General features: G+C 51.1%; 18 protein-coding genes. 10 read left to right on the forward strand and 8 right to left on the reverse strand.

Annotated features, from left to right (window positions below; all coding sequences use genetic code 11):
* The first annotated feature begins 97 nt into the window (after window positions 1-97).
* From dxs to IEV97_RS05000, 4 genes are all read left to right on the forward strand, one after another.
* Window positions 98-2,014, forward strand: coding sequence for a 1-deoxy-D-xylulose-5-phosphate synthase (gene dxs / locus IEV97_RS04985; RefSeq protein WP_188500431.1), 1,917 nt, complete (start codon window positions 98-100; stop codon window positions 2,012-2,014).
* A 56-nt stretch (window positions 2,015-2,070) separates the two neighbouring features.
* A complete protein-coding gene (locus IEV97_RS04990) occupies window positions 2,071-2,247 on the forward strand; it encodes a hypothetical protein (RefSeq protein WP_188500432.1) in 177 nt (58 codons plus the stop codon).
* A gap of 15 nt (window positions 2,248-2,262) precedes the next feature.
* A complete protein-coding gene (locus tag IEV97_RS04995) occupies window positions 2,263-3,042 on the forward strand; it encodes an alpha/beta fold hydrolase (protein ID WP_188500433.1) in 780 nt (259 codons plus the stop codon).
* A 579-nt stretch (window positions 3,043-3,621) separates the two neighbouring features.
* A complete protein-coding gene (locus IEV97_RS05000; protein ID WP_188500434.1) occupies window positions 3,622-4,755 on the forward strand; it encodes an MFS transporter in 1,134 nt (377 codons plus the stop codon).
* A gap of 126 nt (window positions 4,756-4,881) precedes the next feature.
* Here IEV97_RS05000 and IEV97_RS05005 read toward each other — a convergent pair whose 3' ends face one another.
* Window positions 4,882-5,313 (reverse strand): lipocalin family protein, encoded by a 432-nt coding sequence (locus tag IEV97_RS05005; protein ID WP_188500435.1) that lies wholly within the window; start codon window positions 5,311-5,313, stop codon window positions 4,882-4,884.
* Window positions 5,314-5,524: 211 nt separating this feature from the next.
* Here IEV97_RS05005 and IEV97_RS05010 point away from each other — a divergent pair, with 211 nt between their 5' ends.
* Complete coding sequence (locus tag IEV97_RS05010; protein WP_188500436.1) at window positions 5,525-5,830, forward strand: LysM peptidoglycan-binding domain-containing protein; 306 nt, start codon at window positions 5,525-5,527, stop codon at window positions 5,828-5,830.
* 80 nt (window positions 5,831-5,910) lie between these two features.
* Here the strand turns inward: IEV97_RS05010 and IEV97_RS05015 are convergent, their stop codons facing one another.
* The 3 genes from IEV97_RS05015 to IEV97_RS05025 all read right to left on the reverse strand — a co-directional run bounded on the left by IEV97_RS05015 (window position 5,911) and on the right by IEV97_RS05025 (window position 7,693).
* Window positions 5,911-6,942 (reverse strand): energy transducer TonB, encoded by a 1,032-nt coding sequence (locus IEV97_RS05015; protein ID WP_188500437.1) that lies wholly within the window; start codon window positions 6,940-6,942, stop codon window positions 5,911-5,913.
* 20 nt (window positions 6,943-6,962) lie between these two features.
* Window positions 6,963-7,181 (reverse strand): hypothetical protein, encoded by a 219-nt coding sequence (locus IEV97_RS05020; RefSeq protein ID WP_188500438.1) that lies wholly within the window; start codon window positions 7,179-7,181, stop codon window positions 6,963-6,965.
* Between the two features lie 92 nt (window positions 7,182-7,273).
* Window positions 7,274-7,693, reverse strand: coding sequence for a nucleoside-diphosphate kinase (locus IEV97_RS05025; RefSeq protein WP_116541640.1), 420 nt, complete (start codon window positions 7,691-7,693; stop codon window positions 7,274-7,276).
* Between the two features lie 259 nt (window positions 7,694-7,952).
* Here IEV97_RS05025 and IEV97_RS05030 point away from each other — a divergent pair, with 259 nt between their 5' ends.
* From IEV97_RS05030 to IEV97_RS05040, 3 genes are read left to right on the forward strand one after another with little or no spacing between them, the layout of a single operon-like run.
* Window positions 7,953-8,969 carry a DHH family phosphoesterase gene (locus IEV97_RS05030; protein WP_188500439.1) on the forward strand — a complete coding sequence of 339 codons (1,017 nt, stop codon included), beginning with the start codon at window positions 7,953-7,955 and terminating at the stop codon, window positions 8,967-8,969.
* Window positions 8,970-8,999: 30 nt separating this feature from the next.
* Complete coding sequence (locus tag IEV97_RS05035) at window positions 9,000-9,962, forward strand: FKBP-type peptidyl-prolyl cis-trans isomerase (RefSeq protein ID WP_188500440.1); 963 nt, start codon at window positions 9,000-9,002, stop codon at window positions 9,960-9,962.
* A gap of 28 nt (window positions 9,963-9,990) precedes the next feature.
* On the forward strand, window positions 9,991-10,530 hold the full coding sequence (locus tag IEV97_RS05040; RefSeq protein WP_188500441.1) for an FKBP-type peptidyl-prolyl cis-trans isomerase: 540 nt from the start codon (window positions 9,991-9,993) through the stop codon (window positions 10,528-10,530).
* A gap of 56 nt (window positions 10,531-10,586) precedes the next feature.
* On the opposite strand, the gene recO is transcribed toward IEV97_RS05040, so the two are convergent.
* From recO to IEV97_RS05055, 3 genes are all read right to left on the reverse strand, one after another.
* Window positions 10,587-11,297 carry a DNA repair protein RecO gene (recO, locus tag IEV97_RS05045; RefSeq protein ID WP_188500442.1) on the reverse strand — a complete coding sequence of 237 codons (711 nt, stop codon included), beginning with the start codon at window positions 11,295-11,297 and terminating at the stop codon, window positions 10,587-10,589.
* 83 nt (window positions 11,298-11,380) lie between these two features.
* The gene (locus IEV97_RS05050) at window positions 11,381-11,974 is read right to left on the reverse strand and encodes a thymidine kinase (RefSeq protein WP_188500443.1); all 594 of its coding nucleotides are present in this window, start codon (window positions 11,972-11,974) and stop codon (window positions 11,381-11,383) included.
* Between the two features lie 282 nt (window positions 11,975-12,256).
* Window positions 12,257-12,580, reverse strand: coding sequence for a 2Fe-2S iron-sulfur cluster-binding protein (locus IEV97_RS05055; RefSeq protein WP_188500444.1), 324 nt, complete (start codon window positions 12,578-12,580; stop codon window positions 12,257-12,259).
* Window positions 12,581-12,615: 35 nt separating this feature from the next.
* Here IEV97_RS05055 and IEV97_RS05060 point away from each other — a divergent pair, with 35 nt between their 5' ends.
* The gene (locus IEV97_RS05060) at window positions 12,616-13,755 is read left to right on the forward strand and encodes a DUF8457 domain-containing protein (RefSeq protein WP_188500445.1); all 1,140 of its coding nucleotides are present in this window, start codon (window positions 12,616-12,618) and stop codon (window positions 13,753-13,755) included.
* Between the two features lie 305 nt (window positions 13,756-14,060).
* Complete coding sequence (locus tag IEV97_RS05065; RefSeq protein ID WP_188500446.1) at window positions 14,061-14,447, forward strand: hypothetical protein; 387 nt, start codon at window positions 14,061-14,063, stop codon at window positions 14,445-14,447.
* 67 nt (window positions 14,448-14,514) lie between these two features.
* On the opposite strand, the gene IEV97_RS05070 is transcribed toward IEV97_RS05065, so the two are convergent.
* On the reverse strand, window positions 14,515-16,863 hold the full coding sequence (locus tag IEV97_RS05070) for an alginate O-acetyltransferase AlgX-related protein (RefSeq protein WP_188500447.1): 2,349 nt from the start codon (window positions 16,861-16,863) through the stop codon (window positions 14,515-14,517).

A 16,863-nucleotide genomic window follows, 5' to 3' on the forward strand; every position in this document is an offset into this window, starting at 1 on the left:
TTTTGCTAACTTTACGTTTTGTCCGGCAGATTGTGTTTTGCACAATGCAAACTTTTGCCTGAAAAATTTGTTGGAAGTCTATAATAAAGACATTTCTATGATCATCAAACCAGGAGATCTCCTAGCCTCCATCGACACGCCCGCCGACCTCCGCGCCCTCAAGCCGGAGCAACTCCTGCAGGTATGCCAGGAGCTAAGGCAATACATTATCGATGTGGTATCGATCCACGGCGGCCATTTTGGGGCCAGCCTTGGGGTGGTGGAACTGACCACGGCGCTGCACTATGTGTTTCAAACCCCTTACGATCAGCTGGTATGGGATGTGGGCCACCAGGCCTACGGGCACAAGATCCTGACTGGCCGCCGCGACATTTTCCACACCAACCGCAAGTATGGCGGAATCTCCGGTTTCCCGAAAAGAAAAGAAAGCGAATACGACACCTTTGGCGTAGGCCACTCGAGCACATCCATTTCGGCGGCACTGGGTATGGCGGTTGCTTCTCAGTATAAGAAGGAAGAAGACCGTCACCACATCGCCGTGATCGGTGATGGCGCCATGACGGGCGGCATGGCCTTCGAGGCCCTGAATCACGGTGGCGCGACCAACGCCAACCTGCTGGTGGTCCTCAACGACAATTGCATGAGCATCGACCCGAATGTGGGCGCTCTGAAAGAATACCTGACCGACATCACCACTTCGCGCACCTACAACAAGCTGCGCGACGAACTGTGGAACGTACTCGGCAAGATCAGCAAATTCGGCCCGAACGCACAGCATATTGCCTCTAAAGTAGAGAGTGGCATCAAGGCTACCCTGTCCAAACAGAGCAATCTGTTCGAAGGCCTGAACTTCCGCTACTTCGGCCCGATTGATGGTCACGACATCAACCACCTGGTATCGGTGATGGAAGACCTGAAGCGCATACCGGGTCCGAAAATTCTGCATGTGCTTACGACCAAAGGCAAAGGCTTTGCCCTGGCCGAGAAAGACCAGACCAAATGGCACGCGCCGGGTCTGTTTGACAAGATAACGGGCGAAATCTACAAGAAGCACTACGATGCGCCACAGCCGCCAAAGTACCAGGATGTATTTGGCCATACGATGGTGGAGCTCGCCGAAAAGAACGACAAGATCATGGGCGTAACGCCTGCCATGCCGTCGGGCTGCTCGCTCAACATCATGATGGAGGCCATGCCCGACCGTGCCTTTGACGTAGGTATAGCCGAACAGCATGCGGTGACCTTCTCTGCTGGCCTGGCTACGCAGGGCATGGTGCCGTTTTGCAACATCTACAGTACGTTCATGCAGCGCGGCTACGACCAGGTGGTGCACGATGTGTGCCTCCAGAACCTGCACGTGGTGTTCTGCCTCGACCGCGCCGGTTTCGCCGGTGCCGACGGCCCGACCCACCACGGTGCTTACGACATCGCCTACATGCGCTGCATCCCGAACATGGTGGTAGCTGCCCCGATGAACGAGCAGGAACTGCGCAACATGATGTACACCGCTTCGCAGGATGGCGCCGGTCCGTTCACGATCCGCTACCCACGCGGAGAGGGTGTGATGCCCAACTGGCGTACCCCATTAGAACAGCAGCAAGTAGGCAAGGGCCGCACGATACAGGAAGGCGAAGAAGTTGCCATCCTGACATTCGGCCACATCGGTAACTACGCCGTGGAGGTTTGCCAGAAACTGAGCTACGACGGCATTAACCCGGGTCACTACGACATGCGTTATTGCAAGCCGCTCGACGAGGAGCTACTGCACCACATCTTCCAGAAGTACGGCAAAGTGATCACCGTGGAAGACGGCTGTCTGCAAGGTGGCTTCGGAAGCGCCGTGCTGGAGTTCATGGTAGACCATGGCTACACTTCGCAGGTGAAGCGCCTCGGCATGCCGGACCAGATCTTCGAGCACGGTTCGCAGCTGGAGCTCCACCGCGACGCCGGCTTCGACCCGACTGCCATTGAAAAAACCGTCAGGGAGATGATCGGTGTGGCCGTGAAGGTATAAGTTTTTGACAAAAGACATAAGACAAACCCCGCAGTTCTTTAGGAGCTGCGGGGTTTTTGTTTGTAGATTTTAATGTGTTGCTCGTAGGTATAGGTCGTGACCTGTCGGCGGCATTAGCCAATGCGATGAAACAGGAAATTATACTTGGCGGTATACCTTCCAATCTATACTTTTATACCACCAGCAATCTGCTCATGCACGATTCGGACAGGTCGCGACCTGTCCCTACCTGATAAACCTCACAAACTATGATAAACGCTAACACCTATTTCGACCACGGCTCCGGCGACACACTCGTTTTTCTGCACGGCTTCTGCGAGAGCAAGGATGTCTGGACTGAATTCGCAAAGCCGCTGCAGCAGAAGTTCAGGACCATTGCCCTCGACCTACCCGGCTTTGGCGACAATACCCAAGGTATAACCGACTACAGCATGGAAAGCATGGCCGACTATGTGAAAACGAAACTGGAAGAGCTGGGCATTAAGAAATGCATGCTGGTGGGCCACTCCATGGGCGGCTATGTGGGCATGGCCTTCGCTGAAAAGTACGCCAGCCTGCTCAGTGGCCTCTGCCTGTTCCACTCCTCCGCCCTACCCGACACCGACGAGAAGAAAGACAGCCGCAACAAGACCATCGAATTCGTGGAGAAGCATGGTGTGGAGAAGTTCATGCAATCCTTCATAGAGCCGCTCTTCTACACCGGGAACCGCGACAGGCTGCAGAAAGAAATCGCCTTGATGAAAGAGATCGGCACCAACACACCGAAAGAAAGTGTAACCGGTGGCCTGGCCGCCATGCGCGACAGAAAAGACAGAACGGAAGTGCTGAAAGCAGTTAAATTCCCGGTGCTGTTTATTTTCGGAAAAGAGGACGGGGCCGTACCTCTCGACAAAGCCTTGGAGCAATGCCACCTGCCTGACAACAGCATGGTTTATTTCCTGGGACAAACCGGCCACATGGGCATGTTCGAGGGCACCTACGAAACCCGCAAAACGCTGGAGAAATTTGCGGAGACGATTTATGGGTGAGGTTTTTAAATTGTTAAATTGCTGATAGTTGGATTGCTGGGTGTTGGGTGCATGATTATCCGCACCTCCGTAGAGGGGATCTCAGCACGGCTCGGACAGGTATACTGGTGCACGATTCGGACAGGTCGCGACCTGTCCCTACAGGTATAGCCACGTGCTGTAAAAGGCTCTTCGGGATATCCATGTCCCGAAGCTTTATAGAGGGCCTCTACCCCTAACTATTGGGGATGTCCACATTCCCGTGCGCAGTTTTGTAGGTATACAGGGATTAGGAAATCCCCTACCTTTTGCTTTCGGATTGATAAATCCGAAAGAGCCCATTGCCTATTTGCCTGCTTTGCAAGTGTACGGGGACAAGAATGTCCCCCGCAGAAATACTTCCTGACATGGATGCCCGGAAGAACCGGTGTAAAGCCGCTACACGTGAATGACGTTAAGGTGTAATTGCGCTACATTACAACTTTCTAACTTTTTAATTTTCTAACTTCCCACCTCTTTAACTCTCAAACTCCTAAACTCCCTAACTCTCCAACTTCCTTGCTTCACCAGACCTTAGCCCCGCCAGCCCGCATCTTGCCTATGCTTGTGCTTTCGCAGTTTGCGGGTACTTCGCTCTGGTTTGCGGGCAATGCAGTGCTGCCCGATTTGCAGGCGTCGTTGCAATTGCGGGATGGGGCGCTGGCTTTGCTCACTTCGGCAGTGCAGCTCGGTTTTATAGCAGGTACCCTGGTATTTGCTTTTCTGTCGCTGGCAGACCGGGTGTCGCCGAGGCTGCTGTTTATGCTATGTGCGCTGTTGGGTGCTGTGGCCAATGCGTTGGTGGTGTTTGCTGCCAAAGACCTTTATGCTGTGCTGCTGCTCCGGGCACTGACGGGTTTTCTACTGGCAGGCATCTATCCGGTAGGGATGAAAATTGCAGCCAGCTGGTATAGCGCCGGACTGGGCAAGGCCATTGGTTATCTGGTGGGAGCATTGGTGCTGGGCACGGCTTTTCCGCACCTGATCCGGGCAATGGGGGCTACGCTTCCCTGGCAGCAGGTGATGGTGGCGGTCAGTGTGCTGGCGGCGACTGGCGGCTTGCTTCTATACCTGTTCGTGCCCGATGGGCCATACCTGAAAAAAGGAGCCAGCTTCAGGATCGGCAACATGCTGCAGGCTTTTCGGGACCGCGATTTCAGGTCAGCTGCTTTCGGCTACTTTGGCCACATGTGGGAGCTCTATACCTTGTGGGCTTTCACACCATTGATCCTGACCTTGACACTCCCCCAACTTTCTCCCGGCGAGGTGTCGGCTTACAGCTTTGCTGTGATCGCGGCCGGGGCGCTGGGCTGCGTGGGCGGCGGTTATTTGTCGCAGGTATGGGGCAGCGCCCGGGTGGCTTTTGTGCAACTAGCGCTTTCGGGTTTGTGCTGCCTGCTTTCGCTGCTCGTGTTTCAGGTAGATGTGCCCCAACTGCTCATACCTTTCCTGCTCTTCTGGGGCATTGTGGTGGCCGGAGATTCGCCGCAGTTTTCGGCCCTGACTGCCAAAACCGCTCCTCCCAAACTGGTTGGCACCGCACTTACTATTGTGGTAGCCATTGGCTTTGCCATTACGGTGGTCAGCATCCAGCTCACAGGCTTTTTGCTCTCGCAGTTGCCACTGCACTATACCCTGGCGCTATTGGCTGTCGGCCCAATGCTTGGCTTGCTGGGGCTGCGTCGCCTCGTATAGTGTGCATCGCGACCTGCCCGGCTATACCTGAACCGTGGTCTTATACCTATACCTATCACGCCAATAAAAAAGCCGGCCCTGTTTTGGACCGGCTTTTCTACTCAAAATATACTTAAAACCTATACCTTATTCGGCTTTCATCTCCATCTTGGAGCCATCGCCTGCCACAAGGTCCATTTCTTTGTCTGTCAGTTTTTCTACTGTAAAGTTCTGCGATTCGCTCGCCCCCTCAAACGTGAGCGACAGGCGTCTGCCCGCCTGGTCGTAGGTCCAGGTGCCGGTTTGGAGTGAGCCACCGCCACCCATGGCGAAGCGACCGTCCGAGTAGAACTGCATGGTCTCGTCTTTTTCGTCAGAGGTCAGTTTGTCTTTGTCGCCGGAGGCTGTTGTTTCTTTGGCGGCTTTCCAGGTCTTGCTGCTGCCACCTGAGATCATGTTAGCGGTGCCGGCGTTGTCTTTGTCACCGCCGCAGCTTGTCATAAAAGCCATCAGCACGAAAGCCATGACGAATGTAAAGTAGGCTTTCACCTGTTTCAGATTCCTGTTCATTTTATTCATAGTTTATTGGTTATACTTTCTTGCGCCCGTTTACCTAAAGCTGCGTGCATAGAGTACGGTTAAAACTTTTTTAAAGTTGATGAAAGCTATATAATCTGGCAGGAATACAATACGATACAACCATGCACACCATTTGGCGTATTTATTTAAGCAGTACACTTTTACAGCTGCATCAAAAAAACTGTTTACTGACATTATAAGAATTTGAAATATGGGATTGCGTGATTTTTTCAAGAAAGGGGAAAAGGAGCCCGTTAAGGCTCCAAACCCAACCAACCGCCAGCCAGGCGACAGCACATTTTTTAACCAGCAGTCGCCGCAGCAACCGGGGGCACAGCCCGTTACGGGCCAGGACACTTACACTGTAAAGAGCGGTGACTCGCTCTCTAAAATCGCCAAGCACTACTACGGCGACGCCAATGCCTGGAAAAAGATTTACGAGGCCAACAAAGCTACCATCGGCAGCAACCCTGACCTGATCAAGCCAGGCCAGCAGTTTGTCATTCCGAAGCAGTAGGTTTGCTTAGAAGTAAACAGCGAGAGCCGGCTAGTGATAGCCGGCTCTCGCTGTTTAAGAGGTATACGGAAGGGAATGTCTTAAAAGCCCCCGCCACCAAATTGCCAGTTACCGCTATTGGGCATATTGCTTTCCCGCTCGGCTGTAAAGGTGCTCCGTTTCATGCGGATGGGCAGCGTCATCATCACATCCACAGGTTTTCCGTTTCGGGTGCCGGGCTGCCAATCAGGCATTTTGTTCAGCATCCGCAACACGGCTTCGTCCAGGGCCGGGTGCAGGCTCTTGATGATGGAGGGGTTCTTCACTTTGCCCTGTGCGTCCACTGTGTAGGTAGCCACCACCACGCCCTGCAGGTTGAGGTTGGCCAGGTGATCTGGCAACTGCAGGTAAGTGTTGAGGTGGCTCTGCAGCCCCTTCTTAAACACCGGCAGCACAAGGGGCACACCAACCTCCAGCGTATCGGCGGTGCCATCTTCAAATGATTGTATGACCTTATAGTAGTGACTGGTGCTGGCTTTGATCTTTTTATCCAGCTCCACCTTCTCCACCTGGCAGTTAAACAGATCCGCCGCGACAGGGTAGTCTTTTTCATAGAAGGCCGGGTCCGGATACCACCATCCCGGACTGTTTGCATGTTCTTTCTCCGGCTCCGGCTCTACCGCCAGTCTGTTGCCGAAGTAATATCGCTCTTTCACTTTGCCATTGGCGTACACAACACCACCTTTTGGAAGCCCCTCATCACTAAAGAACTGTCGCACAATCGGTTCGCCACCCTCGGGCCCGTAGGTCCATTCGCCTGCCTGGTAGCCATCCCGGTAGTCCCCCGTCTTCACCATGCGTGCCCCGTTCTCGTCCAGCGTAATGGCGGTATAGGTGCCGTTGCCGTCCTGTACCGTCTGCTCACCCTCGTGGTTCCAGAAGCTCAGCAACCGCTTGGTGGAGCCATCATACTCTTTTACCATCAGCGGTCTCCCGTCCGGCCACCAGAATTCCCAGGTTCCCGTCAGCTTCATGCCGTCGTACTTTCCTTTGCAGTCAAGTTGTCCGTTGGGGTAGTAAAAGGTCCACGTCGCCCACTTCTGCCCGTTCTGGTAATGGCCTTTGGCCTTCACAGTACCGTCGGCATAATAGGTTACCGCATAGTTGAAGGCAGGCTGCTTAAATTGCTTATGTTCCGGAGCGAGTCCGGGAAGTAGGCCAGGCGCCTGTACACGGCTGCCTCCGGCTTGGTCACCTGCCACTTGGCATTGTAAGGGATAACAACGGGTTTGTAGTTAGCATGCTCGCTCTGTTGCGCAAAAGAGGGACTGGCAAAGAAACTGGCAACAAGGAAAAGTAAAAATTGCTTCATAGAAAGAGGTAATCGTGTCTTTAAAGAAAAAAGCCCCCCAAACCATGACAGTCCGGTGGGCCTTCTTCAATCAATAAGTACTCTTTAATAGCTTAGAAACGCTCGTCAGCAGCGAAGAAGAAGTCGCCTTCGATCTGTGCGTTCTCGTCAGAGTCAGAGCCGTGCACGGCGTTGGCCTCGATAGACTTGGCGTATACCTTACGGATCGTGCCTTCCTCAGCCTGCGCCGGGTTGGTAGCGCCGATCAGCTTACGGAAATCCTCTACTGCGTTGTCTTTCTCCAGGATCATGGCCACGATCGGGCCAGATGACATGTACTTCACCAGGTCGCCGTAGAAAGGACGCTCCTTGTGTACCTCGTAAAATTTACCGGCACGCTCCTCAGTCAGTCTTGTCTTCTTCATCGCCACGATGCGGAAGCCGCCTTCCTCGATCATTTTAGTAATGCCACCGATGTTGTTGTCTGCAACCGCATCCGGCTTAATCATGGTAAATGTGATGTTTCCAGCCATGTCTATTCTGTTAATGTGTGTATGTTTCTTTTTGAAGGTGCAAAATTAGCGCATTTAGCTCAATTATAGCAGCACTTGGCCCCTACTTTCTGCAAATATTTATGCTGGGGCGCAACCGGCTATACCTACAGAGAGGCCTCATGCATGCACGCAGAACGCCCTGAAGCGTCTTAAAACGCTATTTTATTGCATTAGAAGTTATTTCTTCAGAAATTCGCGCCTTATATCCCTATTAATCAGCGGATTTATAACAAGCTTTATGCATGACATTAATGCTCTCAAAGAGCTCCTGAGAGAACCTAAAGAGGTGATGATCACCACACACCACAAACCTGACGCCGATGCGTTGGGTTCGTCACTGGGTCTGGCCGGCTACCTCAAAAAGCTCGGTCACCGGGTTACGGTTATCACCCCTTCCGACTACCCGAGCTTTCTTACCTGGATGGAGGGCAATGATGACGTGCTCGTTTACTCCGAGAAAAACGACGCCCTGGTGCAGCGCATCATCGCAGAGTCGCAGGTGATTTTCTGCCTCGACTTCTCCAACCTGTCGCGCATCCACGAAATGGGTGAGTATATCCGCAACGCCAAAGGCACCAAAGTGCTGATAGACCACCACCTGCAGCCAGAGGATTTCGCTGACCTGGATTTTTCTAACCCACAGGCCGCCGCTACCGCCGAGCTGGTATACGACCTGATCAAGGCGCTGGGCGATGGCGACAAGATCGACACAGGTATAGGCGAGTGCCTCTATGCCGGAATCATGACCGATACCGGTTCTTTCCGCCACCCGAGTACCTCCAAAAACGTGCACCTGATCATCGCTGACCTGCTGCACATTGGGGTGAATACCTCTAACATCCACCGCCTCATCTACGACAGCTCCACGGAACTGCGTTTGCGCTTTCTGGGTTATGCCCTCAAAGACAAACTGGTCGTGCTACCCGAGTACAGAACAGCATATATTTCCATTACGGCGGAGGAGCTGAAAGCTTATGATTCCAAAACCGGCGATACCGAAGGCCTCGTGAACTTTGCGCTCTCTATCGAGGGCATTGTTTTTGCAGCCGTGATCATCGACCGTGTGCAGGCCGTCAAAATGTCTTTCCGCTCAGTGGGCAATTTTTCAGTAAACGAGTTTGCCCGCGCCAACTTTAACGGTGGCGGACACAAAAACGCAGCCGGCGGCATGTCGCTCGACAACCTCGAGAACACTGTGGCCAAATTCGAAAGCCTGCTCCCACAGTACCAAGAGCAGCTGCAGGCTTCTTGTTAAGTAACAAACACTTTATCCAACCTATAACCGATGCTATTTAAATCAAAGTTCTTACTGCCGGTGCTTGCCGGTGCCATGTTGCTGCAGTCTTGTGGCGATAAAAACAAAAGCGACGAGTTTCATACTACGGCTGACGGCCTGGCTTATAAAATATATGAGCAGAAAGACGGTGAGTATGTGAACCGTGGCGAGATCGCCGCCAACGACACCTCTGGTGCCCGTCTCGGCCAGGTGATCACCATGCACATGTCGTACCGCACGGCCAACGACTCTGTGCTGTTCGATTCACGCCAGCAGGGCCAGCCGGTGATGCTTCCGGTAATGGAGCCAACCTTCAAAGGCAGCCTGGAAAACGCCCTGACCATGATGCGCGCTGGTGACAGCGGTGTGTTCAAAATCAGCGTGGACTCGCTTTTCGCCAACACATTCAACCAGCCGATGCCTCCGTTTGTGAAGCCAGGCACACACTTTACATTCTTCCTGAAAGCTGAAAAGATCCAGTCTGAGCAGGAAGCGGTAGCCGATCAGCAGAAGATGTTCGAAGAGCAGATGCTGGCCCAGCAGGAGCGCGCCAAAGAGCAGATCAAAGTTGACGATGCTAAAATTCAGGAGTACATCAAAGAGAAAGGCCTGAAAAACGTGCAGAAAACCGACGCTGGTGTGTACTACGTAATTACAGAACAAGGTAAAGGCCCGAAAGCCAAAGCCGGCGACAACGTATCGGTGCACTACAAGCTGTCTTTCCTGGACGGCAAAGAGCTGGAGTCTTCTTACGACAACCCAATGAGCGGCGGTCAGCCGTTTACGTTCCCGCTTGGCCAGGGCCAGGTGATCCAGGGCTGGGATGACGGCATTGCGCAGCTGAACAAAGGCAGCAAGGCGATCCTGCTTATACCTTCTCCGCTGGCGTACGGCGAGCAGGCGCGTGGCGAGCAGATGCCGGCCAACTCGATCCTGCGTTTCGACGTGGAGCTTGTGGACATCAAAAACTAATCACTGAGTACCCTTTAACCCGAATACCATGCAGCTGACACATCCAAAGCAGAAACTGAGTACCTGGTTTGCAAAGGCTCTCTTCTTGTTCGTTATAATGGTCTCTTTCGCATCCTGCAAAGAAGATACTCCGAGTTATTATATAACGCCTGAGCAGATCGAAGCTCAGAAGAAGTTAGACGAGGAGACGATCAGAAAGTACTTCAGAGCGAACAATGTAGACACGACCAAGGTGGTGCGCCTCAACAGCGGCATTTATATCCTGACCAAAAAAGCAGGTGAAGGTGATGTGATCAAGGCCGGGCAGTACGCGGAGGTGAATTACATCGGCCGGAACGTGAGCAACGACGTGTTTGACAGTTCTTTCAGAACCGGCAAGACGTTTTCGGTGCTGGTAGGCGCGGGTCAGGTGATCAAGGGTTGGGACGAAGGTCTGCAGCACATGCGCAAAGGCGAGGAAGCGAACCTGTATATCCCATCTTACATGGGTTATGGCATGTACGGCAGCAACAGCATTCCACCAAACTCTGTGCTGATCTTCGAAATAGACGTACTGAACGTACGCTAACAACTATTTTGACATAAACAGAAAAGGCGATGCAGATGCATCGCCTTTTCTGTTTATCAGCTCAGCACTTCCGATAGGATGGCCAGCGACTTGATTTCGCCCAGCCGCTCCACGTGGAGCTGGTAATAGCGGATCAGGATAGAGAGCATTTCGCGGCGCACCTTGCCATTGGGTATAACCGCCTGCGCAGGCGTGCGCAACAACTGGTCGAAAAGCTGCTCGTACGCCTGCAAGGCCAAAACCGGCGGCGCATCGGTCAGCGACTGCGCATTGGGCGAGAAGGCCACTTGCTCTACGATCTCCGTTCCGCTACTTGGTCCGAAACCCAGGTGGTGACTCAGGTGCAGCAAAAAGACCAGGTGGAAATTCTCAAAATGGTCCTGCAGCTCGTCGAACTCGATGATGGCGTTGAACAGAAAATGAAAGAGCGTCGGGTTTTCCTCCTCCTCTTTAATAGTGCGCGACACCATCTCGGACAGAAAAAGCAAAATGCTGCTCTTGCGGATGTCGAAAGGTATGGTAGCGTATGGGTAGGCACTCTTGTACTCTGAAATGCGGGTGATACCGCCCCTTTGTGAGGTATAGACCACCATATCGAGCAGCGTGAAAGGCTGGAACAAGGCAATGCGGGAGCCCGGGCCTTTTTTGCGCACGCTGTTCACGATGTACGACTGCACGCCCAGTTGCTCGGTGTATACCTTGGCGATGATCGACGACTCGCGAAACTTGATGTAGTTGAGTACGATGCCTCTTGTCTTGACTAACATTTACTCTCCAGTACGGCTATTTAAGTGATACAGGTTTGGCATGCTTCGCGGCCGGCAGAAAAGACCAGGTATAGCACCCGCTTTTACCTCTTCTGCTTCATCCCTTCCTGAAAGCAGTGGCGGCAGCGGGCTTCGTAGGATTCGGTCTCGCCCAGCAGCACCTGTTGCTCAGAGGGGGAGTTCCTGAAAGAGTATGTCGCGATATCGCCGCACTGCACGCAAATAGCATGCACCTTGGTCACATACTCGGCCACCGCCATCAGCGCCGGCATCGGCCCGAAAGGCTTGCCCAGGTAATCCATATCCAGGCCGGCGGCAATCACGCGCACGCCGCTGTTGGCCAGCTTTACGCATACCTCGGCCAAACCGTCGTCGAAGAACTGCGCCTCGTCTATACCTACCACATCGCAGCTGCCGCCCAGCAACAGCATATCCTGTGCAAAATCTATCGGCGTAGAACGTATGGCATTGGCGTTGTGCGACACCACATCCTCTTCGTGATAGCGCTTGTCGATGGTCGGCTTAAAGATCTCCACCTTCTGCTTGGCGATCTTGGCCCTGTTCAGTCGCCGGATCAGCTCTTCGGTCTTCCCCGAAAACATCGATCCGCAGATCACCTCTATCCACCCTCTTCTGATTGCGTGGTTATCGTTCCCAACGCGCGGTTCTATAAACATCTACTATTTCGTAATGGCTGATTTGTTGATTGACTGAATTGTTGATGGTTGAATTGTTGATGGTTGAATTGTTGATGGTTAATTGTTAATTGTTGACAATTCTGGTAGAGTTTACGGCACGTTTATCGATGCCAATTGGACAGGCCGCGACCTGACCCTGCAAAGCAACGTCAATGCTACGTAGCACTACGGCGTAACCTTGGAATGCCGTTACATATCAACTTTCTACTTTACAACCTTTGTACCTTTCAAACTTCCCAAACTCCCTACCTTTCTAACTTCCTAACTGCTATACTTCATGTGCGGGAGCATGGTCTGCCGGGGCACGCAACCTTTGGCATCTCCGCTTACTAATGTACACTGGCAGGTTAGTCTTTCGTTAGACTGCAGGCGGCCTCTGCCACGGTAGCGTTCTTCGCTGTCGGTGAGCGGCCCGAAGTGCTCCAACCCCTCCTGCACCACAATGCGGCAGGTGGTGCAGCGGCCTTTGGCGCCGCAGGCGTGCATCCAATCAATGCCGTCGGCCTGCAGGGCCTGCAGCAGCGTTTGGCCGGGTGCCACCTCCACCTGCCGATTGAACAGGTTCTGCACCGTTAACTTTGGCATATTATTTATTAACTTTACGAAAGAAAGGTATACCAATGGAAGACAAATATAATCAATTAAGGCTTGAACGTTACAGCAAAGAACTGGCAAATGTGCTTTGCGACCGGCACTTTGCTGCGCATGACACCATTAACGGACCCCAACTAATTGGCTTTACGCCCATTAAACAGGTCAATTTGTTTGTGATCAAGGAGCTCCTGCTCAGGTGGCACCACGAGATGGCCAACCTGCGCAGTCCGTATTTTGACTATGAGCATGAGGAGGTGAAAGAAGCGCTGCTCAACTTTATGAACGTGCTCTCGCGCAAGATCCTGATCAAGCGCGATGCGTTTGAGCCCCTGCTTCAGAAAGCGATCCTCGACACGTTCCTGCTTAAACTATCCCCGGCAACCATGTTCGAAGAGAAGTTCCTGCGCATCCAGGAGGACATCACCCTGTCCAAACTGCAGGAAAACCTCAAGTACATTGACCTGGACAAGTCCCTGTTTGCAGGTTTTGTGGGTACGCTCTCCCCTTCTAACCGCGACCGCGACTACATCCTGAGCCGCTTCAGGCTATACCTGAACGCAAACCGTGACAGCGTTGCGCCACTGGCGGAGGTACTGCAAGCGTTTAACAGCCTGTTGCCGATTACGGAAGAAGAGATCATGCAGCAACAGATCTCGCCTTTGGCCGCGTACGCCGCCTCTGTTGCCAAGCCTACGCCAGCCGCCCCAATCGAAGAGAAAGATGTGGTAGCGCCCATCCACATGGCGCAGCGCGAGGCTTCTATACCTGTAGCAGCGCCCGCTCCAGCACCAGCAGTGGCAGCAGCGCCCCGGCCTGCCGCCATGGCCGACAACAACCTAAACGAGCGCTTCAAAGCGGAACGGCCTACCATGAACGAGAGGTTCAGCAAACCGGCCACTGCTTCTCTTGGCGACTCGTTGGGCAATGGCAAGATAGAGTCGCTCAAAAACTCCATCTCGATCAACCAGCGCTTCAGCTTCATCAACGAGCTGTTTGATGGCGACAACATGACCTACTACAACACGATTCAGCAGCTGGACCAGTTCAGGAGCCCGGACGAGGCAACGCACTTTATCACCAACGACCTGGCCCGCAGGTACGACTGGAGCAAAAAGCAGGACAGCGTGAACAAGCTGCTCCGTCTGATCGAGCGCAAGTTCGCCTAGGCGCAGGCCATACGCATCACATAAAAGACCTCTCCTTCGGGAGCAGGTCTTTTTTTATGCCTATCCGCTTTAGCCTCAATCCGCTACCCCACCCCATTTTTTACCAAAGCAAAATAATTCAATCCAGGTATACCTCAGGCGTTGCAAATACGGATTCGAAGCATTATTTATGCATTTTCTTTGGGGGCTGGAGCAGAGGCCACCGTGTTTTTATGTATCTGTTCGGAAATAAAACAGTATACTTTATGCAACACCCAAAGAATAACCGCTCGTACTAACAATTCAAAATAACCTTATTATCAGCCATGAGAGACGATTTCGATTACGATGACGACTTAGATTACAGCTTCGATGATGAAGAGGAGGAGGATGACTTCGGGATGACCTTCGAAGAGGATTTATACCTGATGATACGGGAGAAACTCCGCGACACCATTCAAGAGTTCAAGGGCGAACACCCTGCCCTGAAAAAGCTGGAGACGCACGTGAGTAGCTTTAAGGTGAACGCCAAGAACACGGACGACTCTAAATTTTACCCACTGGCAGCCAAATTGCTGCTGGAGCACATAAAACCACTCACCCAAGACTCAGAAGAGATTTTGGAAATTTACGAGAACATGCAAACCGACATTGGCCGCTTCAAAAACCAGCGCGCCCATGGTCACGAAGGAGAATTTTACCTGACTGCTTAGAACATAACCCCTATTACGAAAAGGCCAGACTCCGGTGATGAGGCTGGCCTTTTTCGTAATAGGGGGCTTAATGAAAGTAACGTTCCACATTGCTTTCAATCACCACATCAGGTTTTTCCTGATCAATGACCTGCTGGTTATAATTCCCCCAATAATATATTACTTTTTCAAAGTGGCCACTAATAAACTGTCTCATAGCAATCGTAAACGAATCATGAAAAACTAAAGCAACCAAGCCTGTTGTATCATTCGGGTTAACGTGGATGACAGATTTATCATAAGGGCCATCGACCTCTGCTAAAGGCTTTAACTGGCCTCCTTTTTTTAAGGTAAAGTGTGGCTTATGCTCCTGATAGCTGTCAAAATTCCGTACTCCCAAAATATGCAGCAAATCGCCGTCGCCTTCCAGTTTCCACTCGATATCATAATCGTTTAGGGATCTAGGTTTGAGAGCAGGCATTTCGGACGCCATCTCTGTAAAAAGCTTTCTATACCCAATAAATGCTCCGTAGTTATTCCAGTGGGTATCATACTTCAGATATAGTTGTGCCTCCTTTTTTGCCTCGAGCATGTCGGGCCTTACATCGATTACCTGAATACTTCCATCTAACTTCTGTAAATACTGATTTACCTGTTCTACTCTGCTTAAGGTGTCTACTTTTTGGATCTGAATCTGGTATGGTAATAGTTCCGGGTAAATGCTATGAGAGTTGGGATAGAACACCTTAAAAAACCGGCCTCCCTTTGCTTCAACAAATGCCTTTTTTTCAAGTGTTCGCATGGCAACTTGTCTGAGCTTGGTACTGTCATACAAATTCCTGCGAGCATAATCATCTATAATATTGTCATACTCCCCAGACAAGAAAAGCCACCCGTCTTTTCCGATAGCAACCTTTTCCGGCATAAAGGACTCCTTGAAAAGGTTAAGCCGGATATCTCTGCCCATTTCGATCAGTTCATGCCTAAAACCAAAATTGTCATTGAAATAGGCTGCAAAAGCTTGAGGATACCCGGTCAGATTATTGCCATCGATAGAAGGCATAGGGGCAAGCACTCTGTTTTCATGGTTCTGATAAACGGATCCACGCCAAAAAACATTTTTAAGGTATGGGGCAGATAAGAGCAATATAAAGGATACAGACATGGCAACAGGCAAAAACTGTTGCCTTGGTATCGCAGCCAAAGGAAACGATAGCTGCAAAAAAATGAAAACTGATAGTGAAATAAGCATCGCCATGGTCTCAGCAATTGGGTAAATTTGTACTGCGGTCCGGACCGGCTGGTAGTGCTGGGTTATATCACCTGAATACAAAAAGGGATCATAGACATCATTTACAAATCGGGGTTTGAAGGAAGCCACGGCACCAGTCATCTCCACTGTCATGTACTCGTTTGCATACATGTGTTTCAATGAAGTAGGTGTCATTACTTCCAGCGTCTTGCCATTATGGGTTACATGAATGCTCTCAATCTGGACTTCCTGTTGCTTTATGTCCTCACTAATATCCAATCTTAATTGCCTGATATTGAGCACAGCGGGTAGGTCAAAAGTAATTAACTGAATTTCTTCTGTTACATCTACGAATTGACGAATGGAATTACCTTCTTTAAATTCTACTTCGTCATGTGTAGTATAAAAAAGCTGAAAAAAATCAGGGTTTTTAACCTTTGCCCTAACAAGCACGCTCACCTTATCTGAATTATAAACTCCATTTACATTGAAGTGAGTGAACACCAGAAGCAATACGAAGTAGCTGCCACAGAAGCACGCCAAATTAAGGAAGCTTGATAGTCCAAAATATGACTTCCTTCTTGTACTCCAAACCAGTAAAACAGAGAGAATGATAATAAATGCGCTTATGCTTATCAGGTACTGGTTTGGCATGCGCTCTTTGTAAAGGCTTGCCAGTGCCATACTCTCATTCTTGAGCGTAATAAAGGGGTCGTACATGTCACTTACTTGTACCAATTTGAGCTTCCCGGCTTCCTGCTCGATATGTTGATTTAGCTCAAAATAGTCAGAAAGGGACGCAAGAGGTATAATGGTTGCTCTGTCCCCTTTTTTGAGCACTATCTCCTGTAGCACGATACCTCTTTGCTCAGGCTCCTGGCCCATATCTATTCGCAAACCACCAATACTGTCGACAGGTAAATCAAATGTTAGCAACTGCCTTTGGCTTAACCCGCTTACCTCTAACTTTACAGAATGGTCATCTGAAAAGTTGGTTGCACCGACAGGAAGATAATATACTTGGAAGACATCATCACTGTCCACTTTAGCATCGAGCACAACTTGAAAGTTGTCTTGATTATCTGATTCTGTTGCAGCTTGAAATACATCTTCTATTTGTAATGCAATGAAGCCACTAAGCAATACCAAAAATATAATGGATAGAAACCTTGATGGGTTTTTCAT

Origin of the sequence: Pontibacter amylolyticus (assembly GCF_014638845.1) — a bacterium.
Taxonomy (GTDB): domain Bacteria; phylum Bacteroidota; class Bacteroidia; order Cytophagales; family Hymenobacteraceae; genus Pontibacter; species Pontibacter amylolyticus.

Bases quoted from the DNA above. Each gene is read 5' to 3' on its own strand.
- IEV97_RS05020 (WP_188500438.1), bottom strand. From the start codon at position 7,181: ATGAAGCAATTTTTACTTTTCCTTGTTGCCAGTTTCTTTGCCAGTCCC.
- IEV97_RS05035 (WP_188500440.1), top strand. From the start codon at position 9,000: ATGCTATTTAAATCAAAGTTCTTACTGCCGGTGCTTGCCGGTGCCATG.
- IEV97_RS05040 (WP_188500441.1), top strand. From the start codon at position 9,991: ATGCAGCTGACACATCCAAAGCAGAAACTGAGTACCTGGTTTGCAAAG.
- IEV97_RS05050 (WP_188500443.1), bottom strand. From the start codon at position 11,974: ATGTTTATAGAACCGCGCGTTGGGAACGATAACCACGCAATCAGAAGA.
- IEV97_RS05000 (WP_188500434.1), top strand. From the start codon at position 3,622: ATGCTTGTGCTTTCGCAGTTTGCGGGTACTTCGCTCTGGTTTGCGGGC.
- IEV97_RS05055 (WP_188500444.1), bottom strand. From the start codon at position 12,580: ATGCCAAAGTTAACGGTGCAGAACCTGTTCAATCGGCAGGTGGAGGTG.
- IEV97_RS05065 (WP_188500446.1), top strand. From the start codon at position 14,061: ATGAGAGACGATTTCGATTACGATGACGACTTAGATTACAGCTTCGAT.
- IEV97_RS05005 (WP_188500435.1), bottom strand. From the start codon at position 5,313: ATGAATAAAATGAACAGGAATCTGAAACAGGTGAAAGCCTACTTTACA.
- IEV97_RS05025 (WP_116541640.1), bottom strand. From the start codon at position 7,693: ATGGCTGGAAACATCACATTTACCATGATTAAGCCGGATGCGGTTGCA.
- IEV97_RS04995 (WP_188500433.1), top strand. From the start codon at position 2,263: ATGATAAACGCTAACACCTATTTCGACCACGGCTCCGGCGACACACTC.
- dxs (WP_188500431.1), top strand. From the start codon at position 98: ATGATCATCAAACCAGGAGATCTCCTAGCCTCCATCGACACGCCCGCC.
- IEV97_RS05010 (WP_188500436.1), top strand. From the start codon at position 5,525: ATGGGATTGCGTGATTTTTTCAAGAAAGGGGAAAAGGAGCCCGTTAAG.
- IEV97_RS05060 (WP_188500445.1), top strand. From the start codon at position 12,616: ATGGAAGACAAATATAATCAATTAAGGCTTGAACGTTACAGCAAAGAA.
- IEV97_RS05030 (WP_188500439.1), top strand. From the start codon at position 7,953: ATGCATGACATTAATGCTCTCAAAGAGCTCCTGAGAGAACCTAAAGAG.
- recO (WP_188500442.1), bottom strand. From the start codon at position 11,297: ATGTTAGTCAAGACAAGAGGCATCGTACTCAACTACATCAAGTTTCGC.
- IEV97_RS05070 (WP_188500447.1), bottom strand. From the start codon at position 16,863: ATGAAAAACCCATCAAGGTTTCTATCCATTATATTTTTGGTATTGCTT.